The organism is Microbacterium sp. C23T (genome assembly GCF_053345975.1).
Genome location: NZ_JBKFBD010000006.1, coordinates 1 through 25,004, shown reverse-complemented (window position 1 = coordinate 25,004; position 25,004 = coordinate 1). Strand labels below are relative to the sequence as shown.

17 protein-coding genes and 1 pseudogene are annotated in these 25,004 nt (G+C 71.1%); 12 read left to right on the top strand and 6 right to left on the bottom strand.

Translation table 11 applies throughout. From position 1 onward, the window contains the following. Positions 1-59: 59 nt before the first annotated feature. The gene (locus ACLBXX_RS04855; RefSeq protein WP_447657060.1) at positions 60-827 is read right to left on the bottom strand and encodes an SDR family NAD(P)-dependent oxidoreductase; all 768 of its coding nucleotides are present in this window, start codon (positions 825-827) and stop codon (positions 60-62) included. A 107-nt stretch (positions 828-934) separates the two neighbouring features. On the opposite strand from ACLBXX_RS04855, the gene ACLBXX_RS04850 reads away from it, so the two are divergent. Beyond that, positions 935-1,717: an SDR family NAD(P)-dependent oxidoreductase gene (locus ACLBXX_RS04850; RefSeq protein ID WP_447657059.1), complete on the top strand. Its 783-nt coding sequence runs from the start codon at positions 935-937 to the stop codon at positions 1,715-1,717. A gap of 54 nt (positions 1,718-1,771) precedes the next feature. On the opposite strand, the gene ACLBXX_RS04845 is transcribed toward ACLBXX_RS04850, so the two are convergent. Then, positions 1,772-3,391: a peptide MFS transporter gene (locus ACLBXX_RS04845; RefSeq protein ID WP_447657058.1), complete on the bottom strand. Its 1,620-nt coding sequence runs from the start codon at positions 3,389-3,391 to the stop codon at positions 1,772-1,774. A gap of 113 nt (positions 3,392-3,504) precedes the next feature. Here ACLBXX_RS04845 and ACLBXX_RS04840 point away from each other — a divergent pair, with 113 nt between their 5' ends. Beyond that, positions 3,505-4,758 (top strand): FAD-dependent oxidoreductase, encoded by a 1,254-nt coding sequence (locus ACLBXX_RS04840; protein WP_447657057.1) that lies wholly within the window; start codon positions 3,505-3,507, stop codon positions 4,756-4,758. Between the two features lie 154 nt (positions 4,759-4,912). Here ACLBXX_RS04840 and ACLBXX_RS04835 read toward each other — a convergent pair whose 3' ends face one another. Then, on the bottom strand, positions 4,913-6,313 hold the full coding sequence (locus tag ACLBXX_RS04835) for an MFS transporter (protein ID WP_447657056.1): 1,401 nt from the start codon (positions 6,311-6,313) through the stop codon (positions 4,913-4,915). A gap of 152 nt (positions 6,314-6,465) precedes the next feature. On the opposite strand from ACLBXX_RS04835, the gene ACLBXX_RS04830 reads away from it, so the two are divergent. The 5 genes from ACLBXX_RS04830 to ACLBXX_RS04810 all read left to right on the top strand — a co-directional run bounded on the left by ACLBXX_RS04830 (position 6,466) and on the right by ACLBXX_RS04810 (position 10,616). Continuing rightward, on the top strand, positions 6,466-7,179 hold the full coding sequence (locus ACLBXX_RS04830) for a GNAT family N-acetyltransferase (protein WP_447657055.1): 714 nt from the start codon (positions 6,466-6,468) through the stop codon (positions 7,177-7,179). 93 nt (positions 7,180-7,272) lie between these two features. Continuing rightward, the gene (locus ACLBXX_RS04825; protein WP_447657054.1) at positions 7,273-8,190 is read left to right on the top strand and encodes a cyclase family protein; all 918 of its coding nucleotides are present in this window, start codon (positions 7,273-7,275) and stop codon (positions 8,188-8,190) included. Between the two features lie 202 nt (positions 8,191-8,392). Beyond that, the gene (locus ACLBXX_RS04820; RefSeq protein WP_447657053.1) at positions 8,393-8,557 is read left to right on the top strand and encodes a hypothetical protein; all 165 of its coding nucleotides are present in this window, start codon (positions 8,393-8,395) and stop codon (positions 8,555-8,557) included. Positions 8,558-8,596: 39 nt separating this feature from the next. Further along, positions 8,597-9,730 (top strand): o-succinylbenzoate synthase, encoded by a 1,134-nt coding sequence (menC, locus tag ACLBXX_RS04815; RefSeq protein WP_447657052.1) that lies wholly within the window; start codon positions 8,597-8,599, stop codon positions 9,728-9,730. Between the two features lie 4 nt (positions 9,731-9,734). Next, positions 9,735-10,616, top strand: coding sequence for a hypothetical protein (locus ACLBXX_RS04810; RefSeq protein WP_447657051.1), 882 nt, complete (start codon positions 9,735-9,737; stop codon positions 10,614-10,616). Between the two features lie 73 nt (positions 10,617-10,689). Here the strand turns inward: ACLBXX_RS04810 and ACLBXX_RS04805 are convergent, their stop codons facing one another. Further along, positions 10,690-17,001 (bottom strand): rhamnogalacturonan lyase family protein, encoded by a 6,312-nt coding sequence (locus ACLBXX_RS04805; protein ID WP_447657189.1) that lies wholly within the window; start codon positions 16,999-17,001, stop codon positions 10,690-10,692. A gap of 386 nt (positions 17,002-17,387) precedes the next feature. Between ACLBXX_RS04805 and ACLBXX_RS04800 the strand changes: the two genes are divergently transcribed. Next, a complete protein-coding gene (locus ACLBXX_RS04800) occupies positions 17,388-18,746 on the top strand; it encodes an alpha-hydroxy-acid oxidizing protein (RefSeq protein ID WP_447657050.1) in 1,359 nt (452 codons plus the stop codon). A 9-nt stretch (positions 18,747-18,755) separates the two neighbouring features. Here ACLBXX_RS04800 and ACLBXX_RS04795 read toward each other — a convergent pair whose 3' ends face one another. Next, complete coding sequence (locus ACLBXX_RS04795; protein ID WP_447657049.1) at positions 18,756-19,394, bottom strand: hypothetical protein; 639 nt, start codon at positions 19,392-19,394, stop codon at positions 18,756-18,758. Positions 19,395-19,494: 100 nt separating this feature from the next. Between ACLBXX_RS04795 and ACLBXX_RS04790 the strand changes: the two genes are divergently transcribed. From ACLBXX_RS04790 to ACLBXX_RS04775, 4 genes are all read left to right on the top strand, one after another. After that, positions 19,495-21,354: a substrate-binding domain-containing protein gene (locus ACLBXX_RS04790; RefSeq protein ID WP_447657048.1), complete on the top strand. Its 1,860-nt coding sequence runs from the start codon at positions 19,495-19,497 to the stop codon at positions 21,352-21,354. An 11-nt stretch (positions 21,355-21,365) separates the two neighbouring features. Then, positions 21,366-22,409, top strand: coding sequence for a hypothetical protein (locus tag ACLBXX_RS04785; protein WP_447657047.1), 1,044 nt, complete (start codon positions 21,366-21,368; stop codon positions 22,407-22,409). Positions 22,410-22,478: 69 nt separating this feature from the next. After that, complete coding sequence (locus ACLBXX_RS04780; RefSeq protein WP_447657046.1) at positions 22,479-23,864, top strand: glycine--tRNA ligase; 1,386 nt, start codon at positions 22,479-22,481, stop codon at positions 23,862-23,864. 89 nt (positions 23,865-23,953) lie between these two features. Then, on the top strand, positions 23,954-24,736 hold the full coding sequence (locus tag ACLBXX_RS04775; RefSeq protein WP_447657045.1) for an SDR family NAD(P)-dependent oxidoreductase: 783 nt from the start codon (positions 23,954-23,956) through the stop codon (positions 24,734-24,736). A 67-nt stretch (positions 24,737-24,803) separates the two neighbouring features. On the opposite strand, the pseudogene ACLBXX_RS04770 reads toward ACLBXX_RS04775, so the two are convergent. Continuing rightward, a pseudogene (locus ACLBXX_RS04770) lies at positions 24,804-25,004 on the bottom strand (hypothetical protein); the annotation flags it as partial.

The following is a 25,004-nucleotide window of genomic DNA, read 5'->3' as shown; positions in this document are numbered from 1 at the left end:
GGCCCTGGCGCCGGTTCTGGGCAGGCGGCGCCGATTCTGAGGAGTTGTGGCGGTCGAAGTCAGCGGCCCGCGATGCGGTCGGCCATGAACTTGGCCCCGGCCGACGACGTCGCACCGCCGTCGACGGGGATCTCCGCTCCGGTGAGATACGACGCGGCGTCCGACAGCAGGAACGCGACCGCCTCGGCGACCTCGTCCGCCTGCCCGAGCCTGTCCAGCGGGGTCAGGGCGAGCTGCGCCGCGCGCATCGCCTCGGGTGCGTTCGCGGTCATGGGCGTCTCGATGAAGCCGGGGTGCACGACGTTGACACGGATGCCTCGCGCCCCGAGTTCCGTCGCCGCGACATGGGTGAGGCCGCGAAGCCCCCATTTCGACGTCGTGTACGCCACGGGGTAGTGCGCATTGAGCGCCGCCGACGAGCCGATGTTGACGATCGACGAGCCCAGGCCCATGAGCGGCGCGAGCGCCTGAATGCCGAGCATGGGCCCGGTGAGGTTGACCGCGAGCACCCGGTCCCAATCCGCACGCTCGACGGCGCCGAGCCGCGCACGATGCGTGATGCCGGCGTTGTTCACGAGACCGCGGAGAGGTTCGCCGTCGAGCACTTCCGCCAGGGAGGCGGCGAGAGCCGTCCAGTCTCGCTCGTCCGACACGTCCAGCCGCCGGTACTCGACGCTCGAAGTAACGGCGGTGCCGGCATCCATCACATCCGTGGCGATGACGCGTGCTCCCGCTTCCGCGAGTACGCGCGCCTCTGCGGCGCCCTGGCCGCCTCCCGCCCCGGTGACGACGATCGTGCGTCCTTGGAGCCCCGGATACCTGGTCATGGACGCGACGCTAGCCCGCCGTGACGGCGGCGGGAACCGGCATCCGCTGATGCCGCGCATCGGAATCCCCGAACCCGCGCCGGCGCCTCGCGCGCGAGGATGAGCACATGGAATCCTCGCCGCTCGCACCCGCGCGGCTCTTCTCGTGCGCGGGTCAGGTCGCCGTGGTCACGGGGGCCGCGACCGGCATCGGGCGCGCGGCTGCCGAGGCGCTCGCCGCAGCGGGTGCGCGCGTGGTGCTCGCGGGTCTGGCGTCGTCGGAGCCCGAGCGCGCCGCGGCGGACCTCGTCGGCCAGGGCGCCGATGCGATCGGCGTCGCGTGCGATGTGACGGATGCCGCGGCTCTCGCCGGTGTCGTCGACACCGTGGTGCGGCTATTCGGGCGGCTCGACACCGTCGTCGCGAACGCCGGCGCCGCGCTCGACGACCCGGACGCCGACGCCATCGAGCGGCTCGACCGCATGTTCGACCTCCACGTGCGCTCAGTCGCACAGCTGGCCGACCTCGCGCTGCCGGTCGTGGCCGAGGGCGGCGGAGGAGCCTTCATCGTGATGTCGAGCCTCTCGGGCCTGCGCGGCAACCGGCTGTTGTCGGGCTACGGCGTCACGAAGGCCGCGAATGCCCAGCTCGCCCGCAATCTGGCCGTGCAGTGGGGCTCACGCGGCATCCGGGCGAACGCGATCTCGCCCGGCGTCATCGCGACGGACTTCGCGCGGCCGATCACCGACGACCCGTCCGCCGCCCTCGTGCGCCTCGCGAAGACGCCGCTCGGCCGCTTCGGGACGCCGGCGGAGGTCGCCGGCGCCGTCGTTTGGCTGGCGTCGCCCGCCGGCGCGTTCGTGAGCGGTCAGAACATCGTGATCGACGGCGGCACCCTCATCTCGGACTGACAGTGGCCGGACGGCGTGGGTCCAGGATGCCGCGGGCCGCAGCATCCGTGATTCTCAGCGCACGCCGCGCATCAGCTTCAGCACCGGCTTGACCGCGGCGAGCAGGGCGAGGCCCAGCACGATGGCGATGCCGCCGAGGAGCGTGAAGTACGGGATCTCGTTCGTCGGGTCGTAGAACTGGGCGAGCCAGCCGGCGATCGCGGTGCCGAGCGCGATCGAGAGGAAGTACAACGCCACCATCTGGGTGTGGAACCGCTCGGGTGCGAGCTTCGTGGTCACCGAAAGACCCGGAGGAGAGATGAACAGCTCGGCGATCGTGAACACGAAGAGGATCATCACGATGGCCAGGAGCGGGGTCGAGTTCGGCGCGCCGTTCGCCCACGGCAGGAAGAGCAGGAATGCGACGCCCATGATCATCGCGCCGAGCGAGAACTTCACGGGCGCCGACGGGGCGCGGTTGCCGAGCTTCGTCCAGATGGCGGCGAAGACGCCCGACAGGATGATGACGAAGATCGGGTTGATCGAGTTCACCCACGACACCGGCATCTCCCAGCCGAAGATCGTGCGGTCCAGCTGCTTGTCGGAGTAGATCGTCAGCACCGTGAACTGCTGCTGGTACAACGACCAGAAGCCGACGTTGACGATGAAGAGCGGGATGAACCCGATGACGCGCGAGCGGTCGTCGCCGCTGATCGCGCGCGACGAGATGATCACGCAGAAGTAGGCGATGGCAGCGGCAAGAGTGACGAGGATCACGACGCCGGCGAGGTTATCGGCGCGGATGACCCCGGTGAGTACGAGCACCACGATAAGCAGCAGCCCCGCGATGCCGATGCCGATCATCATGCCCCGGCGGTTCGAGGGGAGCGGGTTCGCGACCACCCGTGACGACGCCGGCAACTGCTTGCGTCCGAACGAGTACTGGATGAGGCCGATCGCCATGCCGATCGCCGCGACCCCGAATCCCCAGTGGAACCCGACGTTGCTCTGCAGGAACCCGGTCACGAGCGGGCCGAGGAACGCACCGAGGTTGATGCCGAGATAGAAGAGGGAGAACCCGGCGTCTCGGCGCGGATCCTTCGGGGAGTAGAGCGTGCCGACGACGGCGGTCGCGTTGGCCTTCAGCCCGCCCGAGCCGACGGCGACGAGGATGAGGCCGACGCCCAGCCCCCACACGCTCGGGAGCAGCGCGAGGGCGATGTGGCCCGCCATGATGACCCACGCGCTGAAGAAGAGCACCCGCTCCGAGCCGAGCAGCCGGTCAGCGACCCAGGCGCCCAGGATCGTCGAGAGGTACACGGTGCCGCCGTAGGCGCCGACGATGCCGGTCGCCGTCGCCTCCGGGATGCCCAGGCCACCGTCGGCGACCGAGTAGTACATGTAGATGAGCAGGATCCCCTGCATGCCGTAGAAGCTGAACCGCTCCCACATCTCCACGCCGAAGATGTGCGCGAGGGCCCAGGGCTGCCCGAAGAACCGGGTGTCGTGGTCGGCGCCGTCCTCCGGCGCGGTGGTGCCCGCGGCATCCGTGCCGCTCGCGGCGGCTACCGTGCCGGTTCGGGTGGCATCCGCGGCGGCCGTGGCCCCGTCGGGCGGGCCGACCGGTACCTGCTCGGGCTTGCGATCTCCCCGCGTCGCGTCGTCCCCCTGAAAGCCCTGCTCACGTCCGTCCATCGCCCGCTCCCGTCGCCCCCGGTTGACGTCAGGCTAGCGACGGGGTGCGCGGGCGCGATAGCCCCAGGGGCGAACGCCCTAGTCTGAGCGGGGGCTCACAGAACGGCACGCACATGCGGATCGGCATCATCGGCGGCGGCGCCGCGGGACTCGCGGCCGCATGGCTGCTCGAGCAGGACCACGACGTCACGCTGTTCGAGAAGGACGACCGTCTCGGCGGTCACGCGCACACGGTCGACATCGAAGTCGACGGCCGGGCGCTCCGTGTCGACGCCGGGTTCCAGTTCTTCGCGCGCAGCGCCGCGTACGCGGCGTTCAACCGGCTGCTCGACGAGCTCGAGGTGCCCCGCACGACGTACCCGGCGACGTTGACGGTGACGCAGGTCGACGGCACGCGGCCGGTCGCGATGCCGCCGTTCCGGGGCGGCCAGCCGGTGTGGGCGTCGCTCACGCCGCGCGCGATCGTCCACCTGGTGCGCTTCCGGGCGTTCCTGTCGCGCCTGCCCGCGTTCCTCGCCGAGCACGACACGACCGTGACGATCGCGGAGTACGTCGAGCGCGAGCGGCTGCCGAAGGCGTTCGTCGACGACTTCCTCTCCCCGCTGCTGCTCGCGTTCTGGTGCGTCGACCTCTCCGACTTCCGCCGGTTCGCCGCATACAACGCGCTGTACTACTTGGGCGCGAACCTCCCGCGCGGGCTGACGCCGCCCGAGCAGAGCGAGATCCCCGGCGGGCTCCGCGTCTACGTCGACGCCCTCGTCGCCTCGCTCGAGCGCGCGAGCCTGCGCACGGGCGCGCCGGTCGATTCCGTCACGCGGGATGCCGACGGCACGCTGCTCGTCGAGGCGGCCGGGGCGCAGCATCCGTTCGACCATCTCGTGTTCGCGTGCGACGCGCGCACGGCGCACGATCTGCTGGCGCCGCTGCCGGAGTTCGCCGAGGTGACCTCGCAGCTCGCGCGCTTCGGGTACTTCGACACGACGATCGCGATCCACGGCGACCGGCGGCTGATGCCGCGCGACGAGCGCGCGTGGTCGGTCGTGAACGTGCGGACGGATGCTGCGCACAGCTCGCTCTTGATCTGGAACCCCTCGCGCGGGGTCGACGTGTTCAAGAGCTGGGTGACGTACGACGCTGAGCTGCCGCAGCCGCTCTACGCGACCGCGACCTACCGTCACGGCCTCATCGACACCGAGTACTTCGACGCGCAGCGACGGCTGCGCCCGCTGCAGGGGCGGCACGGGGTGTCGCTCGCGGGGCTGTACACCGCCGACGCCGACTCCCACGAGAGCGCGATCGTGTCGGCGGTGGCCGTGGCGGAGCGGCTGGCGCCGGGCTCTTCGAGGCTCGCGCGGCTGCGCGGCTGACCCCCGCCCGCTCGCCCCGTCGCCGAGACGTCGGTCCTCAGTTGAGGACCTGTGCCGAGTTGAGGAGCGTTCGGCCGGTTTGGCTCCGCATATCGGCTCAGGTCCTCATTTGAGGACGAGGTGCTGCTCCTCAGGTGAGGCGGAGCGACCCGGATCACTCCGGGAGGGACGGATGCCGCTCCTGGGGCGCGTGGTGGCGCGGGATGAACAGCGCGACCAGCAGCGCGACGAGCGCGGCCCCGCCGCCGAGCAGGAACGAGATGTGGAACGCCGCCGGATCGGGCACCGGCACACCGTCGACCTCCACCGCGAACGTCGCGAGCACCGCGCCGATCACGGCGGCGGCGGTGCTGGTGCCGAGCGAGCGGAACAGCGCGTTGAGGCCGTTCGACGCGCCCGTCTCGGACTGCGGCACTGAGCGCATGATGAGCATCGGCATCGCCGCGTAGCCGAAGCCGATACCGAAGCCGATGCCGATGTTCGCCACGAGGATCTGCCACACCTCGCTCGCGAACAGCAGGGTGAATCCGTAGGTGATGACGAGCGAGATGGCGCCGACGACGAGGAGCAGCTTCGGCCCGACCGTGCGCGCGAGCTGCCCCGAGAAGGGCGAGAGCACCATCATCACGAGACCTGCCGGCATCACGATGAGGCTCGCGGCCACGAGCGACAGGCCGAACCCGCCTGCCGCGGTCGGCAGCTCGAGCATCTGCGGGTAGATCACGTTCGACGCGAACAGCGAGAAGCCGAACGCGATCGAGGCGAGGTTGGTGAGCAGCACGGGCCGCCGCGCCGCGACGCGGAGGTCGAGCAGCGGGTCCGTGATGCGCAGTTCGTACCAGCCCCACAGCAGCAGCACGGCGAGGCCGCCGAGGCCGCACGCGAGCACCACGGGGGAGGTCCAGCCCCACTCGTTGCCCCGCGACACCGCGAGGAGCACGCCGACGAGGCCGATCGCGAGGCCGGCCGCGCCGAGGTAGTCGAACTTCCCTCCCGTGCGCAGGGCGCTCACCGGCACGATCCACAGCACGAGGGCGAACACGATCGCGCCGAGGCCGGCGGCGACCCAGAACAGCACGTGCCAGTCGCTGCGCTCGGTGATGAACGCGCTGATCGGGAGCCCCAGAGCACCGCCCACGCCGAGCGTCGCACTGATGAGGGCGATGGCCGAGTCCACCCGGTCTTCGTGCAGCACGTCGCGCAGGATCGAGATGCCGAGCGGGATCACGCCGGTCACGGCGCCCTGGAGGGTGCGGCCGATGATCACGCCGACGATGCCGGGGGAGGCGGCGGCGATCACCGATCCGGCGACCAGCAGCGCCAGCAGCACGAGCACGATGCGGCGCTTGCCGTACATGTCGCCGAGACGTCCGGCGATCGGGGTCATCACCGCGGCAGCGAGAAGGGTCGAGGTCACGACCCACGCGGTGTCGTCGCGGCTCGCGTTCAGGAGCTCGGGCAGCTTCGACTGGATGGGCACGACGAGCGTGAACATGAAGGAGGACGCGAGGCCCGCGATCGCCAGGACCGCCACGATGGCGCCCTGGCGAGGCATCCGGGTGAGTCTTCTTCTCGCATCCTCGTCACCCGTGCCCATCAGTTCAGGCTATCTGGGGCTGCGGGCACCGGGCTCCGCCCCCGCCCCGTCGTCGAGCGTGCGAGGAACGAGCGAGACGAAACGCCCGAGCGGCGGAGTACCGTGAGCACATGGCCGAGACCGCGACGCCGCCCGGCATCGACATCCGCTTCCTCGACACCGTCGAAGAGGTCCACCGCGCATCGGCTGTGCTCGCCGAGGTGTGGGGCGGCGACCGGGGCGGCATGCCGCCGAACCTGCTGCGCGCGCTCGCCCACGCCGGCAATTACGCCGTCGGCCTGTACGACGAGGAGCGCATGGTCGGGGCATCCGTCGCGTTCTTCGCGGAGCCCGCCGCGCGCTCGATGCACAGTCACATCACCGGCGTCCTCCCCGACCACCAGGCGCAGGGGCTCGGCCGCGTGCTGAAACGGCACCAGCAGGAGTGGGGCCTCGCGCGGGGCGTCGGCCACATCACGTGGACGTTCGACCCGCTCGTCGCCCGCAACGCCCACTTCAACCTCCGCGTGCTGGGCACGCGGGTCACCGAATACCTCGTGAACCACTACGGCCCGATGGACGACGGTGTCAACCGCGGCGACGAGACCGACCGCATCATGGTCTCGTGGGCGCTCGCCGCGCCGCCGGTGCCCACCCCCGAAGACGAGCGCGTGGTCGCCTCGGTCGAGATCCCGCACGACATCGAGACCCTCCGCCGTGAGACGCCGGTGGATGCCGCGGTCTGGCGCACGCGCGTGCGCGAGCAGCTCGTCGGGCACCTGGCCGAGGGCCTCGTCATCGGCGGCTTCGACGACGCGCGCGGGTACCTGCTCGTCCGTCCCTGAGTAGCCGGAGCATTCCTGCCGTCTGACGGGAGTCGCCTGCCATTCTCCGAATCCAGCCGTGGGAGACGGATGCTGCGCCCCTACGCTGACCGCATGCCCGAGTACCGCGCCCACTTCGACTTCGACATCCGCTTCGCCAACGGCGGTGGCCTCGCCGGCACGGGGTTCCGGCTCGACCTTCCGAGCCGAGACGCCACGGAGGACGGGATCGCGCAGCTGCTGATCGCGCACCTCGGGCTGGCCCTCGTCGACGAGGTGGAACTACGGGGCCTGCGCATCGTCGAGGAGCCGCACCGCGGCAGCAGGGGAGTGGATGCCGCCTCCCCGGCCGCCGGCGGAACGCGTGTGGTGGATCTCAGCCACCCGATCCGCGCCGGGCTCGTGACCTACCCCGGCCTTCCCGCGCCCACGATCACGCCCCACCTCACCCGCGAGGACTCGCGCGCCCGGTACGCGCCGGGCACGGAGTTCGCGATGGACGTCATCCACATGATCGGCAACACCGGCACCTACCTCGACTCGCCGTTCCACCGCTACGCCGACGGCAGCGACCTGGCGGGCCTCGACCTGTCGTCGCTGGTGGGCCTGCGCGCCGAAGTGTTCCACCTCGAGGACGCGTGGGATGCCTCGCGCCGAGGCATCCGTTCCACCACGCTCGCCGATCGCGACGTGCGTGGCGCGGCCGTCCTGCTGCACACCGGCTGGGACCGCTGGTTCGGGCAGCCGGAGTACGGAGCCGGGGCGCCGTTCCTCACGGGCGAGGCTTCCCAGTGGCTCATCGACGCCGGGGCGGTGCTCGTCGGCATCGACTCGGTGAACATCGACGACACCGAGTCGGGCGGCGAGCGGCCTGCGCACTCGCTGCTGCTCGGCGCCGGCGTGCACGTCGTCGAGCACCTCACGAACCTCGGTTCGCTGCCGCCGCGCGGCGCGCGGTTCACCGCGGCGCCGCCCGCCGTCGAGGGCTTCGGCACCTTCCCCGTGCGCGCCTTCGCCGAGCTCCCCGCCTGACCTCCGGATCGGCTCCGCAGGAATCGGAGATCCCGTGGGAATCGGACGGATGCCGCGTGCCCGGCCGATTCCCGCGGGATCCCCGTGTTTCGCAGGCCGGCGCCGGGGCCGATGTCGGACCCCGGGCGTAGCGTGACGGACAGATAGACAGACGTATCACCGGCGGCACCGCGGGCTCTTCTCAGGGGAACGAGGAGGAATCATGCGCGAGCACATCGAGACCCTGATCGTCGCTATGAGCGACGCGCTGCGGGGAACGGCGCACCACACGGCGCCGGCAGAACCGCGTCGTCGGCGGCCGCGGGTCGCCCGGTCCACGTACGTCCCGGTCCTCCGAGACGTCCAGGCCGCGCGCTTCGCGCACTGACCGCCTCGCTCCGTCGCCGGCCGGGCGTACGCTGAGCGCATGCCCATCGCCCGGCCGGCGGCATCCGTCACCCTCGAAGGATTCGAGCTGCGAGTGCTGCACCTGCCGCTCGTCGCTCCGTTCACCACATCGTTCGGCACCGAGACGGTGCGCGAGGTCATCGTCGTGCGGGCGCTCACCGCTGACGGCGACGGCTGGGGCGAAGTCGTCACGCAGGCCGATCCGCTGTACTCGAGCGAGTACACGCAGGGCGCGTGGGACGTCGCGCTGCGCTTCCTCGCGCCGGCACTCCTCGACCGGGAGCGCCTCGCGCCCGAGGAGGTCGCGGGTGTGCTCGAGCCCTTCAAGGGCCATCGCATGGCCAAGGCCGGACTCGAGCTCGCCGTGCTCGATGCGGCGCTGCGCGCAGAGGGGCGCAGCTTCGCCGAGTACGCCGGGGCCGTGCGCGACCGTGTGCCGAGCGGGGTGTCGGTCGGCATCCAGCGCGATCCCGCCGCGCTCGTCGAGACCGTGCGCGACTATCTCGACGAGGGCTACGTGCGCATCAAGATCAAGATCAAACCCGGCCGCGATGTCGGCGACACGGCCGCCGTGCGCGATGCGTTCGGTGCGATCCCGCTGCAGGTCGACGCGAACTCCGCCTTCACGATGGCGGATGCCGACACCCTCGCCGAGCTCGACCGCTTCGACCTGCTCCTCATCGAGCAGCCGCTGCAGGAGGACGACCTCGTCGACCACGCGACGCTCGCTCGCCGCCTCCGCACCCCCGTCTGCCTCGACGAGTCCATCGTGTCCGACAAGGCCGCGGCCGACGCGCTCGCGCTGGGCTCGGCATCCGTCATCAACATCAAGGCCGGTCGGGTCGGCGGGTATCTCGAGGCGCTGAAGATCCACGACCGGTGCCTCTCGGCGGGCGTGCCGGTGTGGTGCGGCGGCATGCTCGAGACCGGCATCGGCCGTGCCGCCAACGCGGCCCTCGCCGCGCTCCCGGGCTTCACGCTGCCGGGCGACGTCTCGGCCTCGAGCCGCTTCTACACGCGCGACATCGTCACCGAGCCCGCCGTGCTCGAGGACGGGCACGTACGCGTGCCGATCGGCCACGGGCTGGGCGTCGACATCGACCCGGTGGCGCTCGAGGACTTCACCGTCGCGCGCGAGACGCTGACGCGGTAGGCCGATGCGGACCCCGGCGCGACCGCGTCCCCGCCTCGGGGTGGTCGCGCTCGCGGGTGCGCTGGCGCTGACCGGGTGCGCCGCGTCGCCCGAGAGCCCCGAGTCCGAGCTGACGCTGCCCGCCGGAGTCGCCGTCGAGCTCCAGCAGCTGCGCTCGGACGTCGCCGGCCGCCAGGCCCAGGTGCATCTCGAGAACGGCGGCGATGCGCCGCTCACGGTCGGAGAGGTCCGCGTCGAAGACGCGCGATTCGACGGCCCCGCGATCCGCGTGATCGCCGGTCGCGTCAGCACCGTGCCGCCCGGGGGCACCGTCGACATCCGCGTGCAGCTGCCGCCCGTCGACTGCACCGCGCCCGACCACGGCGAGGCCCACGTCGTGCTCGAGCTGACCGGTGACGCCGCGTCGACCGAGGTGACGGCATCCGCTCCCGATCCCCTCGGGTTCCTCGCGGAGCTCCACGCCCGCGAGTGCCTGCTCGAGAGGGTGACGGATGCTGCCGCCCTCGCCTTCACCGGCTTCGAGCCCTCCGCACCCGGCGCGCCTGCGGCGCTCGAGCTCACGGTCAGCCCGACCGGCGACGGGGCGGTGACGATCGAGGGCATCGGACGCACGAACCTGATCGACTTCGCCGGAGCCACCTCGGAGGAGGTTCACACGCTCGACATCGAGGTCGCCGAGGGGGACGTGGCGCCGATCGTGGTGCAGATCCCGATCGTGCCCTTCCGATGCGACCCGCACGCCGTCCAGGAGGACAAGCGCGGCACGATCTTCGACCTGGCCGTCGAGCTCGAGGGCGAGTCCGGTTCGGTCGAGCTGTTCGTCGGCGAGGAGATGCGCGGGCGCATCCTGACGTGGGTCGCCGCCTGGTGCGGCTTCGGCGGCTGACCCCGGGTCACGCGGCCGGCAACGCGAAGCGGCCGGCCGCCCGAAGGCGACCGGCCGCATTCGCGGTGTCCCGCTACTTCACGGTGACCGTGATCGCTGTGGAGTTGGTGGCTCCGGCGGCGTTGGCGAACTCGGCGACGTAGGTGTACGTGCCGGGGACGCGTCCCGCGACGGCGGTCTTCGCCTGCTGCGCGTTCGGGGAGGCCGCGGTGAGCGACTGCTGGTCGATCACCGTGCCGTTCTCGAACAGCCGGTAGGTGGTGGCGTTGGTGCCCCACCACAGGTTGGCGGTGACGGTGTAGTTGCCGTCCTTGTCCCAGTTGTCGTGGGAGAGGACGGGCGCCGCGGGTGCGGCATCCTTCACCTTCACCGTGACCGAGGTGGTCGCGGTGGTGCCCTTCGCGTTGCTCAGCTCGCCGGTGTACACGTAGGTGCCGTTGGGCTTGCCCGACACGTCGACCGTCGCCAGCTGTGCCTTGGGAGAGTTCGCGTCGAGCAGCTTCGTGGCGATGAGGGTGCCGTTCTCGTACAGCTTGTACACCGCGCCGTTGACCCCCGACCAGAGGTTCATCGACACCGTGAACGTGCCGTCGTGCAGGCCGTCCTCCCAGCCGGAGTTCGTCGACAGCGCACCGCGGCCGGGCTTGGCCGTGGCGCCTTCGTCGTCGAACACCAGCAGCTGCACCGACGCGGCCGTGACGAGGCCGTCGTGGTTCACCGCGTTGACGGTGAGCGTGTGCACGCCCACCTTGTCGGCTAGAGCGATGACCTGGCCTGGTGCGACCGGCGCGCCGTCGAACGCGATGTCGAGGTTGCGCACGCCCGACTCCGGGTCGTCCGCGCTCACCCCCACCGGGAACGTGCCCGTGCTGGGCAGCAGCGTGCCGTCCGCGGGCAGCCCCGACAGCACCGGCGCCGTGGTGTCCGTCGCGCCCGAGGGGTCGCCGGTGACGGCGATGCGCGGTGCCGGCGGCTCGGTCATGCCGTCGCCCAGGAAGAACGACGTCTGCGGCGGCTGGTTGTAGCCGGTGTTCTGCCATGCCACCGACAGGCGGTAGACCGGGTCGTGCATCAGCGTGCGGATGCGCAGGTCGGTCTCGTCGGTGGTCGAGTAGATCCGCAGCTCGCTCGAGTCCGCCGAGCGCCACGCGATCTCCTCACGCCAGTCGCCGAACAGGTCGGCCTGCAGGTTGGGCGTTCCCTTCGTAGAGTTGTTCGACCGGGCGCCGTCGCCCTTCACGATCACGTCGGCGGACTCGGTCTCCCAGTTCCACTTGGCGATCGTCGGCACGCCCTGGGACGTGGTCGCGTTCCATTCGTGGTCGACGATCTCGCGGAGCGGGTCGCCGTCGAACCACGCGAGGAAGTTCGCCGCCGGGATCTTCTCGCCGATCAGCTCCCCCGTGGAGGACTTCAGCTGGCCGACCGGAGAGTTCCACGCGGCGTCGCCGCCGATGGCCCATCCCTCGGCCCCTTCGTAGCGGGGATCGATGTCGCCCGACGCCGCGCGGCCGGTGTCCTTCACCGCGGGGATCGACCACAGCACCTCGCCGGTGCGGGCGTCGCGCATCGTGGCGCCCACGTTGCCGGAGTTGGCCATGTCCTCGTGGGCCGCGAAGACCTCCAGGCCCGGGTTCGAGGGCACGAGGTCCGACACGTGGATCGCGTCCCCGTGGCCGAGGCCGGTCGAGTAGAGCAGCTGCCCGTCGTCGTCGACCGTCGCCGAGCCGTAGACGATCTCGTCCTTCGAGTCGCCGTCCACGTCGGCCACCGACAGATTGTGGTTGCCCATCCCGTAGAAGCCCTCGTTGCCGTCCTCGTTCGAGTCGAGCACCCACCGCTGGGTGAGCTTCGAGCCGTCGAAGTCGTACGCCGCCATCACCGCGCGGGTGTAGTACCCACGGCTGAAGACCGCGCTCGGGTGCTCGCCGTCGAGGTATGCCGTCGCGGCCAGGAACCGGTCGACGCGGTTGCCGTAGGCATCGCCCCACGCTCCGACGTCACCGCGGGCCGGCACGTAGTCCACCGTGTCGATCGCGGCGCCGGTCAGGCCGTTGAACACCGTGAGGTACTCGGGGCCTGTGAGCACGTAGCCCGAGCTGTTGCGGTAGTCGGCGCCGGCGTTGCCGATCGGCTGGCCGACGCCGTCGATCGTGCCGTCGCCGGTCTTCATGATGACCTCGGCACGTCCGTCGCCGTCGTAGTCGTACACCTGGAACTGCGTGTAGTGCGCGCCGGCCCGGATGTTCACGCCCAGGTCGATGCGCCACAGCCGCGTGCCGTCGAGCCGGTAGGCGTCGAGGTACACGTTGCCGGTGTACCCGGCCTGCGAGTTGTCCTTCGCGTTGGACGGGTCCCACTTCACCAGCAGCTCGTACTGGCCGTCGCCGTCCACGTCGCCCACGCTGGTGTCGTTGGCGGAGTAGGTGTACGGCTGGCCGTCCTTGCTGTAGGCGTCGGCCGGCTTGTCGAGCGGCACCGACCGGTACGCACCGGTCTGCATGCCGAAGGACTCCGTCTCAGTCGTCTCCACGCCGTCCAGCACCTTGGTGATGAAGTAGACGGATGCTGCGCCCCCGGCCTCGTCGAGATAGTTGGTCGAGTCCGTGATCGGCGCCGTCGTGACCCGCTTCCCGTCACGGTAGACGTGGAACGCGACGCTGTCGGGATCGGTGCCGAGCATGCGCCACGACACCAGGTTCCCGGCATCCGTCGACACCGCCGCCGGGGCGCGATCGAGGTACTCGGCCTGCCGCTGCAGCACCGTCACCGCCTCGGTGCCGAGCTGCGCGGACGCAGCGCCGGCGCCGCCCGCGTTCACCGCGACCACCGTGTAGAAGTACGGGATCGTGGTGAGCACGTCGGTGTCGGTGTAGCGGCTCGCGTCGGCCACGCCGATCAGCTCGCCGCGCTCGCCCTCGACCTCGGAGCGGAACACCAGGTAGTACAGCGCACCCAGCGGCTGCGCCCACGAGAACTCCACCGAGCGCTTCTCGATGCTCTCGACCGCGAGTCCCGACGGTGCCGCGGGCGGCGTCACGTCGGCGTCGACGAACGAGACCTCGACCGTGGCCGACGGCACCGACTCGAGCTTCGTCTGGTCGACCGCGGTCACGTGGTACGCGTAGTCGAGCCCGACGCGAGCCGTCGTGTCGACGAATGCGGGCTCGCTCACCGCCGCGACGAGGACCGGCTTGGCGTCGAACGGCGACTTCCGGTAGACGTTCCAGGTGAGGCCGGGCTCGGCATCCCACGCCAGCGAGACGCTGGGCGCTGCCGGGTCGGCGTTCACATCGACGACCTCGAGGCCCACCGGCCCGAGGAGGATCGGCGTGATCTCCAGGCCGTTGAGGCGCGTGCCCGCGGCGGCGCCGTACGCCTCGACGTTGAGCTGCCCGTCGGTGACGAGGTACGGTCCGCGCAGGGTCGAGTTGACGCTGCCGGCGCCGGCGTTGCCGGTGCCCGCCTCCTTGCCTTCGATGCGGAAGCTCGTGCGCGTCGATCCGATCCAGTCGCCCGAGTAGGTCTTCACCGAGTAGGTGCCGTTCGGGACGTCCAGGGCGAAGGTCGAGCTGTCGCCCGGGAGCACGAAGTCGCGCACGAGGTCGTTCGAGCCCGTCGCGGCGCCGCGGTCACGGCCGGCGTTCGCGGCCAGGGTGTTGAGGAAGCCGTACCCGCGCTCGGCCGTGTACGCCGTGTTCGGGTTCACCTCGGTGTACCCCGCCATCAGGGGGTTGCCCGCCAGCTGGAAGTCGTACTTATACACCGCCTGCTTCGTCGTGAAGGTCACGGCGGTGCTCGGCGCGGACTCGCCGCGGCCGTTCACCGCGACGACGCGGTACCGGTAGCCGGTGCCCTCGGCGAGACCCTGCACGATCGAGCTCGTCTGCGTCACCATGCCCACGAGCGTCCACTCGGGGGCCGTGTCGGCCACCGCCTGACGGTAGATCTTGTAGATGTCGGCCGTCGGCGAGGCATCCCACTGCAGCGTCGCGCCGCCGTTGCTGATCGCGCCGGCCACGACGTTCTGCGGAGCCGCGGGAACGTCGGCGGGCGGTGCGATGTCGGAGACCTTCGCCGCGAGCGGCGAGTCCAGTCGCGCGACATCCTGCGCGATGAGTCGCGCCATCTGGATCGCGCCGTACTCCTGGAAGTGCGTGTCGTCCACGATGCCGGCGGGCCGGTTCGCGAAGATGCCCGGATCGACGTGCAGGAACACGGCCTTCGCCGCCTCCGGCCCGATCTCGTTCAGGTACGCGCGGCTGGATGCCGACAGGTCGACCAGCAGCACGTCCTCCTCGGCGGCGAGCTCCTTCATCTTGTCGACGTACTCGGGGAAGCTCACGTTGAAGATGCCGGTGGCCGCGTCGAAGCTCCGCCGCGAGACCGGCGTGACGAGGATCGGGGTCGCGCCGCGCTGGCGCGCGCCGTCGACGTAGACCCGCAGATACTCCTTGTAGTCCGCGGGGCTCGCGTAGCGGTCGTCGACACCCTGGGTGGCGTCGTTGTGCCCGAACTGCACGAAGAGGTAGTCGCCGGGACGGATGCTGCGCAGCACCTCGTCGAGACGGCCCTGCGTGATGAAGTTCTTGGACGAGCGGCCGCCGATGGCGTTGTTCTGGAAGGCGATGTCGTCGGCGAAGAACCGGTCGATCATCTGACCCCAGCCGGCCTGCGGCGCGTACGCGATCGGGTCGTAGGTCTGCACGGTCGAGTCGCCGGTGAGGAACGCCGTCGAGATGGCGCCGGCGACACGTGCCGGCAGGCGCGTGATCGTCAGTGCGTTGACGGCGGGCGCGTCGCCTGCGAACTGCAGCGTCAGCGTGCCGTCGACGAGGGCGATCGTGAACGACATGTCGAGGAACGCGCCCGCGGCCTGCGGGTTCGCCAGCACCTTCGCGATGCTCTCGGCCGTCACGGTGGTCGTGGTCGCCGCCTGGGCGTCGCCCGAGACCAGGCGCACGGAGTAGTCGCCGGCGCCGAGGTCGACCTCGAAGGTCGAGCCGGCCGCGGCGACGAAGTCGCCGCGCAGCGCGTCGGAGCCGCCGCGGTCGACATCGGGCGTCGCCGAGGTGGGCGCAGTCGAGAATCCGTAGCCCCACTCCGGGTTGTACGCCGTCGCCGACGTCACCGACAGCGCGCCGTCGGCCACCTGGCCCGGGCCGAAGTCGAACGTCACGACATCGTCGGCGGGAAGCGGTGCGGGAGCGGTGTACACGTTCGAGGTGACGGCGGCCGAGGCCGGCGAGGAGCCCGCCTGGTTGCGGGCGGTGACGCGGTAGATCCACTGCTGCGCCGTGTCGGCAGCATCCGTGTATCCCGGCGTCGTGACGGTCGCGAGCGCGGAGAAGACGCCATCGGCGCCCGCGCGCTCGACGACGTACTCGTCGCCGTTCGCGACGGCCGACCACGAGAGCACGACCGCGTCGCGCGTGACCTGCGCCACAGCGAGGTCGGCCGGGGCGGCCGGCGCGACGAGCTCGGGGATGACGCCCGACCGCACCTCGGCCGACGGGGCGGAGGCCACGCCGTCGTCGTCCACGGCGACGACCGCGTAGGCGTACGAAGCGCCCTCGGCGACGGAGGTGTCGCTGTAGGAGGGGTCGGTGGTCTCGGCGATCTGCGCGAACTCGCCGGCGGTGTCGTTCGCGACGGGCGCGCGCAGCACCTGGTACGTCGTCGCGCCGTCGACGGCGGTCCATGCGAGGTCGACGCCGTTCCAGGCGACGCGGGTCGTGGCGAGGCCCGTCGGCGCGTCGGGAACGATCGGCGCGACGACCAGGCCGTTGATGTAGGCACCGAGACCCGAGCCGGTGAAGCCCACCGTGAGCTGGCCGTCGGTGACGGAAGTGGTGAAGGTCGCGGTCGTGTTGAGGCCGCGCGCCGAGGTCATGCGGGTCTGCGCGACGCCCTCGAGGGTCACGGTGGCGTTGGTGCCGGATGCCGTGCTCAGGCCGTCGCCGATGGTCACGGTGACCTCGTAGTCGCCCTCGGGCAGGCCGTCGAGCTGGAAGCCCCAGTTCGTGCCGGCGACGAAGTCGTCCTCCATCGGGCCGGTGGGGGAGCCGTCGGTGCTGCGGTCGCGGTCGAAGAGCGTCACGCCCTCGGGCACGGTGATGCCCCAGCCGGCGTCGGCGGTGTAGAGCGATGTCGTGCGCACCTGCTGCCAGCCCTCGGCGACGGCGCTCGTCGCGGTGCCGAAGTCGAAGCGCCAGGCGCCGTCGTCGGCCGGGGGGAGCAACGCCGCGGCGGGGGTCGCGGTGATGAGAGCCGCGACCACGGCGGTGGCGCCGGCGATCGCGGTGAGTCGAAGCCCGCGGCGGGGTGCGCGGGCCGCGGGGGCGTGTTCTGCGGGTCGCGTCGCGCCGTCGGCGCGTGCGGACACGTGGGGCACGGTTCCTCCTGTTGTCAGCATCGGCAAAGGATGACGGCGCACGCCGCGGCATCGCGGCATCCGTCGTCGTGAACCGGGCGCGTACGGACTCGAGCCCTGTCCGGTGTGGACCGCGCTGGTGCCGCGGTCCGATTTGTTGTCCCGACCGCGGAAAGCGTTTCCCGCACTCGGTCGCTCGCAGTCTGGCACGGCGTCGTGCCGAGTGGCAAGAACTTCGTGAAACGTTTTTACGAGTTGACCTGCACACCTTGCGCCGCCGGCGGCCGGTGCCCTAGGGTTCCCGGCGAGCGCTTTCCCAAACCCCCGCCGCCGATGCGTATACGGACCGTGTCGGCGGCGGGCTCGGCGCGCACGCGGTCGTGCGTAGGCTGGGCCGCATGGCTCAGCGCAGCGCCGCTCCCGACGACCCCGCCGCCGCGTCGCGCGGCATCTCGCGTTGGACCCAGTCCGACATCTACCGCGCCGGCATCAGCGGCACCCGGCCTCGCGTGCCGGTCGACACCGACGCCCTCGAGGCCGTGGCACGCAAGGCGCTGAGCGCCGAGGCGTTCGCGTACATCGCCGGGGGAGCGGGTGCGGAGCGCACCGTCGCCGCGAACCGCGCCGCCTTCGGCCGCTGGCAGGTGTGGCCGCGGCCGCTGCGGGACGTGTCGTCGCGCGACCTGTCGATCGACCTCTTCGGCGTGCGGCGGCCCACGCCGCTCCTGCTCGCCCCGCTCGGGGTCATGGAGATGGCCCACGCCGACGCCGACCTCGCGGTGGCGCGGGCGGCGGCCTCGCTCGGCGTCCCGTACACGCTGTCGAACCAGGCCTCCTTCCCGATGGAGGCGGTGGCCGATGCCGCGCCCGACGGCTCGCGGCTGTTTCAGCTGTACTGGTCGGCGTCCGACGAGCTCAACGCGTCGCTGCTCGGCCGGGCCGAGGCATCCGGTTGCGAAGCCGTCGTCGTGACGCTCGACACCCACCTCCTCGGATGGCGCACGCGCGATCTCGACCTGGCGTACCTGCCGTTCACGCGTGCGATGGGCATCGCGCAGTACACGAGCGACCCCGTCTTCCAGCAGCTGGTGCGCGAGCGCGCTTCGGCAGGCTCAGCGACCGGAACGGCGATGGATGCTGCCGCCCCGCCTCCGCCGCCGGTCAAGGTCACCCCGCAAGCGGTGGCGGCGGGGGTGCGGATCGCGCGCAAGGGCGCAGCCCTCACGGGCACGAGCAGCGTGCGCGAGAATCTGCGGTCGCCGCTGCCGCGCGCTGCGGTGGAGACGTTCCTCGACGTGTTCTCGACGCCGGCGCTCACGTGGGACGACCTGTCGAAGGCCCGGCAGTGGACGTCGCTGCCGATCATCCTGAAAGGCATCGTGCATCCCGACGACGCGATCCGGGCGCTCGATGCCGGCGTCGACGGTATCTGGATCTCGAACCACGGCGGGCGTCAGATCGACCAGTCCGTGCCGACCCTCGAGGTGCTGCCCACGATCGCCGAGCGCGTCGCCGGACGTGTGCCGATCGTCTTCGACTCCGGCGTGCGGCAGGGCTCCGACGTGTTCATCGCGCTCGCTCTCGGCGCGACGGCGGTCGCGCTCGGGCGTCCCTACTCCTACGGCCTCGGCGTTGCGGGCGAGGCCGGCGTGCGCGAGGTGGTGCGCAACGTGCTGGCCGAGCTCGACATCACCCTCGGGCTTTCGGGGCACACCTCCGTCGCCGAGATCGGGCGCGACGCGCTGCGGGAGGTGTGACCCCCGACGTCACCGCGGCTCACCATCCTCGGTGAAGCCGAAGATCGGCGTCGCCCCGGCGAGCTCGCCGACGGGCAGCGGCAAGTGCGCGACGGGATGGTCGGGCCACCCGGGGTAGAGGATCGCGGTCAGCTCCGCGGGATCGCCGTTGAAGCAGGTGCTCGTGGCGCCCACGCCGATCGCGTCCGCCCTGCCCGCGCCGCCGCGGATCTCGATCGTGAGCGTCGCGACGTCCAGCGAGGGATCGGACGCCTCGACCACGACCTCACCGTCGGCGTGCTGCGCGGGTGGCCTCGTCGTCCAGCCTCGGGCGGTCAGCCATTCGCCGAGGCGATCCGCCGTCGTCGGCGCGTCGGTGTCGGTCGTCCAGCCCTCGTACGTGGTGCGGTGCAGCGAGAAGGCGTAGCCGTCCCGGCAGTCGACGGGGAGGTCCCCGTACTCCTGCACCTGCCAGGTGCCGTCCGAGATGTGGACGAGCAGCGCGGCGACGGCTTCCTTGAAGAGCAGGTTCGCCTGTCGCGCCGAGGCGTACAGCTCGTCCTCGTGCGGGGCCATGCCGGTGCACCCGGGCAGCGCGAGGAGCGCGAGCAGGGCGACCGCGAGCCACCGTGAGAGGCGACCGGGACGTCTCGGAGCGGGCTCGGTCATCGCGACCTCCGATCCACGCGACCAGGGTATGCCGCGGCTGCGCGGCCGGGGAGGTGCCGCTCGTCTGTGCGCCCGCGGCCGGGAGCCTTAGGCTTCTGCCATGCCCGCACGAAGCCGGCGCTCGCCCGCCGACAGCTCGCCCCTCGCCTGGATCCGACCGCGTCTGCTCACGGGCGCGGCGGTGCTGATCGCCTCGGCCATCGCGCTGACCGGCTGCTTCGGCGCCGATCCCGTGGTCGAGGAGTCGGGCGGCGGCGACTTCGCCGACGACGGCTGCACGAGCGTCGTCGTGGCGACCTCGTCCGAGAAGGTCAACATGCTCGACGCGCTGGCCGACGCGTTCAAGGAGTCGTCGCAGCACGAGCAGCTCGCCGAATGCGCGACCGTGCATCCGATCAACGTCTCGTCGGGCGACGCGACCCGGTTCCTCACGGCGGGCGGCGACTGGCCCGACGACGACACGCGCCGCTGGCCCACGATGTGGTCGCCCGCGTCGACGGTGTGGACCGATCGCGTCGCGGCCGCAGCATCCGCCTCCCTCGTCGGCGAGCCCGAATCGTTCACGCACACGCCGGTCGTGTTCGGCGTGCCCGAGACGATGGCGAACGCGCTCGGCTACCCGGCGTCGCCGATCGGCATCGCCGACTTCGAGGCGCTCTGCCAGGACCCCGCGGGCTGGGCGAGCGTCGGCAAGCCGCTGTGGGGCTCGTTCAAGATCTCGAAGACGAATCCCAACACGTCGACGACCGGGCTCTCGGCGATCCTGATGCAGTCGTACGAGGCATCCGGCAAGAACGCCGACCTCACCGCTGCCGACGTGGCCGCCGCGGCCGAGTTCTCGCGCGTGTTCGAGGAGTGCGTCATCCACTACGGCGACACCACCGGCAAGGTGCTGACGCGGCTCTACGACGAGACCCAGAACGGCGCCGGCGGCTCGGGGTACGTCTCGGCGGTGGCGCTCGAAGAGACCTCGCTGCTCAACTACAACCAGGGGAACCCCGACTCGCACACGGTGCAGCCTGGTGAAACGCTGACGCCGCCGAAGGAGAAGCTGGTCGCGGTGTACCCGTCGGGCGGCTCGATGTGGTCCGACAACCCGATCACCGTGCTCGGCGCCGACTGGGTGACGCCTGAGCAGGCCGAGGCGGGCGCGGCGTTCGCGGCCTTCCTGCAGACGGATGCGGCGCAGAAGATCCTGCCCGAGTACGGCTTCCGCCCGCTGGATGCCTCGGCGCCGCTGGGCGACCTCTTCACGGCCGAGTACGGCGTCGACCCCGCCGGTCCTGCGGTCACGCTGCCGAAGCCGGCCGTCGACGTGGTGTCGGCCGCGATCGACCAGTGGACGCAGATCCGCAAGCCGTCGTCGGTGCTCGAGGTGATCGACATCTCGGGCTCGATGGACGAGGCGATCGGCGACGGCCGCTCGAAGCTCGACGGGGCGATCCAGGGCGCGCAGGCGACCCTCGGCCACTTCCGCTCCTCCGACGAGGTCGGCGTGTGGGCGTTCACCACCGGCGTCGAGTCGGAGGCCGGGAAGAACATCGTCGTGCTGCGCGACGTGTCTCCGCTCGCGAGCGACCGGGAGTCCGTGGACTCATCGCTCGACGACCTGCGCTTCGCGCACCGCGACGGCACGCCGCTGTACGACGCGATCGCCGCGGCCTACGACGAGATGGTCGCGCGGGCGCAGCCCGGGCGCATCAACGCGATCGTGCTGCTGTCGGACGGCCAGGACACCGACTCCGAGATCTCGCTGGACTCGCTCGTCGCGAAGATCGGCGCCGCTTCCAAGGAGGGCGGCGACGAGGCGCCGGTGCGCATCTTCCCGATCGCGTACGGCGAAGGCGCCGACACCGGCGCGCTGCAGCGCATCGCCGAGGCGACCGGCGGCCAGTGGTTCGACGCGTCCGACGCCGCGAAGATCGACCTCGTCTTCGCGTCCGTGATCAACAACTTCTGAACGGCGGACGGATGCTGACGCTCGCTGACGCCGAGGGGTACATCGACGAGGCGGCCACAGCCCTCGCGCAGGGCAATGTGTACGTCTCGCCTGAGATTCCCGACTCGGCGGCGCTCGAGGCGAAGCTGGATCAGCAGATCGGCGACTCGTCGGTGGCCGTCGCCGTCTTCTCGTCGAACGCCGCGCTGGAGGGCTCGAGCACCGAGATCCTGCGGGACCTCGCCGCTCCGGCAGACCCCGGGGCGCCGACCTATGACACCGTCATCGTTGCGGTGGGCGGGGATCTGGTCGCCGGGTCGAACGTGCTCCCCAAGGGCGAGGCGATGCGGATCGCGAACGAGGCTGAGGCATCGGCGGGTTCTTTGGATGCCGCGCTCACTGAGACCGTGCAGCGCGTGGTCGCCGCCACCCCTGCCGGCTCCGGGCCGAGCGGCGGCGTCGACGGCGGCCTCATCGTCGGCGGCGCTCTGGGTCTCGTCGTGCTCGTCGCGGCGGGCGGTGCGCTCTGGGCGGTGCTCCGCCGGCGCGGTCGCCGCGGCACCCCCGGCCACCACGCGCCGCTTCCCGACGCCGTGCGCCCTCTCGTCGGGCGCTTGCGGGCGCTGAGCGGCGAGTACGCGGCGGCCGGGGCATCCGGAAATCGCGACGCGACCGAGGTCGCGAGCGAGATCGTGACCGTCGCGAACAACACGACGGAGCTCTTCGAACGCCTCGACCGCAAGGGCGAGGAGGGGCAGCGCGCCACGGCCGCCGTCGAGTACGGCGAGACGCTGCGCAAGCTCACGGCGGCCCTCGACCGCGACTATCTGCTCGACATCCTGCAGCACCCCGACCTGTGGGACGACCCGGTCGACCGCGTCCGCGAGGTGCGCACCGCGCTGACCTCGTTCTCGACCGAGCTCGTCGAGAACATCAAGCAGGTCAACGCCCGCCGGGGGCTGCACTTCCAGGTGTCGCTCGACGGCCTCATCGGCCGCCGCAAGGAGCTGCAGGAGTGGGACCGCGCGTTCAAGAGCGCGGACGGCGAGGCCGGCCCCTCGGCACACCACGACTAGAATCGACGGATGCCGCGGTCAGCGGCTTCTCGCACTCTCGTGCATCCCCTCCCGACCATTGGAGCCACCGTGGCCGAGCAGTCTCGCCTCGACAAAGTCATCGCCCTCGCCCGTCACCGCGGGTTCGTGTTCCAAGCGGGTGAGATCTACGGCGGATCCCGGTCGGCATGGGACTACGGCCCCCTCGGCACGGAGCTCAAGGAGAACATCCGTCGCCAGTGGTGGCAGACGTTCGTGCGCGGCCGCGGCGACATGGTCGGCCTCGACTCGTCGATCATCCTGCCCAAGCGCGTGTGGGAGGCATCCGGTCACGTCGCGACCTTCACCGACCCGCTGGTCGAGTGCCTGCAGTGCCACAAGCGCTTCCGCGCAGACAACCTCCTCGAGGACTTCGAGGCGCGCAAGGGCCGCCCGGCGGAGAACGGCCTCGCCGACATCCCCTGCCCCAACTGCGGCACGAAGGGCCAGTACACCGAGCCCAAGGCGTTCTCGGGCCTCGTGAAGACCTATCTCGGCGTCGTCGACGACGAGTCGGGCCTGCACTTCCTGCGCCCCGAGACGGCGCAGGGCATCTTCGTGAACTTCTCGAACGTGCTCACCGCGAGCCGCAAGAAGCCGCCGTTCGGCATCGGCCAGGTCGGCAAGGCGTTCCGCAACGAGATCACCCCCGGAAACTTCATCTTCCGCACGCGCGAGTTCGAGCAGATGGAGATCGAGTACTTCGTGCCGCCCGCCGACGCGCAGGAGTGGTTCGAGCACTGGGTCGACGAGTGCTGGGACTGGTTCATCGGCCTCGGCATCGACCCCGACAACATGCGCCGGTTCGACGTGCCCGAAGAGGACCGTGCCCACTACTCCGACGGCACCATCGACGTCGAGTACCGCTTCGGCTTCGCCGGCAAGGAGTGGGGCGAGCTCATGGGCGTCGCCAACCGCACAGACTACGACCTGACCTCGCACTCGGAGGCGTCGGGCCAGTCGCTGACCTACTTCGACCAGGCCTCGGGCGAGAAGTACATCCCGTACGTCATCGAGCCCTCGTTCGGTCTCACCCGCGCGATGATGGCCTTCCTCGTCGACGCGTACCACGAGGAGGAGGCGCCGAACGCGAAGGGCGGCACCGACACCCGCACGGTGCTCAAGCTCGACCCGCGCCTGGCGCCCGTGAAGGTCGCGGTGCTCCCGCTGTCGCGCAACGAGCAGCTCTCGCCGATCGCCCGTGAGGTCGCGGAGCAACTGCGCGGCGACTGGAACATCGACTTCGACGACGCCGGCGCCATCGGCCGCCGCTACCGTCGCCAGGACGAGATCGGCACACCGTTCTGCGTCACGGTCGACTTCGACTCGCTCGACGACCGCGCCGTCACCGTGCGCGACCGCGACACGATGGGCCAGGAGCGCGTTCCGCTCGACGCCCTGCACGACTACCTCGCAGAGCGCCTCAAGGGCGCCTGACCCGCAGGACCATGGATGCCTCGACCCGCCGGGGCGGGGAGAGCATCCGCGGTCTATCCGCGAGCGCGGTCGGTGCCTAACCTGCTGACATGACCAGGGACTATCGCGGAACCACCGCGCTCATCACCGGCGCGAGCTCGGGCCTGGGGGCCGAATACGCGACGCAGTTCGCCGCGCGCGGCGCGGACGTCGTGCTCGTCGCGCGCCGTGAGGACCGGCTGCGCGAGCTCGCCGATCGCCTCGCCCGTGATCACGGCGTGCGGGCGACGCCGATCGCCCTCGACCTCACGCGGCCGGACGCCGCCGCGGTGCTTCGGCGCGAGCTCGACGAGCGGGGCATCCGGGTGCAGAGCCTCGTCAGCAACGCCGGGTTCGGCATGAAGGGGTCGTTCGCACAGGCGGATGCCGCGCGCATCGGCGAGATGGTGCAGGTCAACGTCTCGGCGCTCGTGGCCATCACACGCGAGGTGCTTCCCGAGATGGTCGCCGACGGCCGCGGTGCGCTCATCGGCATCGCGAGCACCGGCGCCTACCAGCCCTGCCCGAACATGGCGGTCTACGGTGCGACGAAGGCCTTCGTGCTGAGCTTCACCGAAGCCCTCGCATACGAGACGAAGGGGTCGGGGCTGGGCGTGATCGCGATGAGCCCCGGTGCGACGCGCACCGAGTTCTTCGACGTCACCGGCGCCGATGCCGCGGTCGGCCGGTTCAAGACGCCCGCGCAGGTCGTCGAGCTGACCCTCCGCAAGCTCGACCGTGACGTCGTGCCGCCGAGCGTGGTCTCCGGCCGCGCCAATGCGGTCAGCGCGTGGGCGGCCGGCGTCATGCCGCGCCGCCTGACGCTGGCGGTGAGTGGCCGGGTCCTCAAGTAGCCCGAATCGCAAGAGAACGGCACAGCGCCCGGCCCCTCGCGGGGCCGGGCGCTGTGCGACGGAAGGGTCAGCCGCCGATCGCGGCGGCGGCATCCTTCACCTTCACCGTGACCGAGGTGGTCGCGGTGGTGCCCTTCGCGTTGCTCAGCTCGCCGGTGTACACGAAGGTGCCGTTGGGCTTGCCCGACACGTCGACCGTCGCCAGCTGTGCCTTGGGAGAGTTCGCGTCGAGCAGCTTCGTGGCGATGAGGGTGCCGTTCTCGTACAG

What these genes read in the sequence shown, in the direction of transcription:
- ACLBXX_RS04855 (WP_447657060.1), bottom strand. Translation starts at nt 827, where the DNA reads ATGACCAGGTATCCGGGGCTCCAAGGACGCACGATCGTCGTCACCGGG.
- ACLBXX_RS04850 (WP_447657059.1), top strand. Translation starts at nt 935, where the DNA reads ATGGAATCCTCGCCGCTCGCACCCGCGCGGCTCTTCTCGTGCGCGGGT.
- ACLBXX_RS04845 (WP_447657058.1), bottom strand. Translation starts at nt 3,391, where the DNA reads ATGGACGGACGTGAGCAGGGCTTTCAGGGGGACGACGCGACGCGGGGA.
- ACLBXX_RS04840 (WP_447657057.1), top strand. Translation starts at nt 3,505, where the DNA reads ATGCGGATCGGCATCATCGGCGGCGGCGCCGCGGGACTCGCGGCCGCA.
- ACLBXX_RS04835 (WP_447657056.1), bottom strand. Translation starts at nt 6,313, where the DNA reads ATGCCTCGCCAGGGCGCCATCGTGGCGGTCCTGGCGATCGCGGGCCTC.
- ACLBXX_RS04830 (WP_447657055.1), top strand. Translation starts at nt 6,466, where the DNA reads ATGGCCGAGACCGCGACGCCGCCCGGCATCGACATCCGCTTCCTCGAC.
- ACLBXX_RS04825 (WP_447657054.1), top strand. Translation starts at nt 7,273, where the DNA reads ATGCCCGAGTACCGCGCCCACTTCGACTTCGACATCCGCTTCGCCAAC.
- ACLBXX_RS04820 (WP_447657053.1), top strand. Translation starts at nt 8,393, where the DNA reads ATGCGCGAGCACATCGAGACCCTGATCGTCGCTATGAGCGACGCGCTG.
- menC (WP_447657052.1), top strand. Translation starts at nt 8,597, where the DNA reads ATGCCCATCGCCCGGCCGGCGGCATCCGTCACCCTCGAAGGATTCGAG.
- ACLBXX_RS04810 (WP_447657051.1), top strand. Translation starts at nt 9,735, where the DNA reads ATGCGGACCCCGGCGCGACCGCGTCCCCGCCTCGGGGTGGTCGCGCTC.
- ACLBXX_RS04800 (WP_447657050.1), top strand. Translation starts at nt 17,388, where the DNA reads ATGGCTCAGCGCAGCGCCGCTCCCGACGACCCCGCCGCCGCGTCGCGC.
- ACLBXX_RS04795 (WP_447657049.1), bottom strand. Translation starts at nt 19,394, where the DNA reads ATGACCGAGCCCGCTCCGAGACGTCCCGGTCGCCTCTCACGGTGGCTC.
- ACLBXX_RS04790 (WP_447657048.1), top strand. Translation starts at nt 19,495, where the DNA reads ATGCCCGCACGAAGCCGGCGCTCGCCCGCCGACAGCTCGCCCCTCGCC.
- ACLBXX_RS04785 (WP_447657047.1), top strand. Translation starts at nt 21,366, where the DNA reads ATGCTGACGCTCGCTGACGCCGAGGGGTACATCGACGAGGCGGCCACA.
- ACLBXX_RS04775 (WP_447657045.1), top strand. Translation starts at nt 23,954, where the DNA reads ATGACCAGGGACTATCGCGGAACCACCGCGCTCATCACCGGCGCGAGC.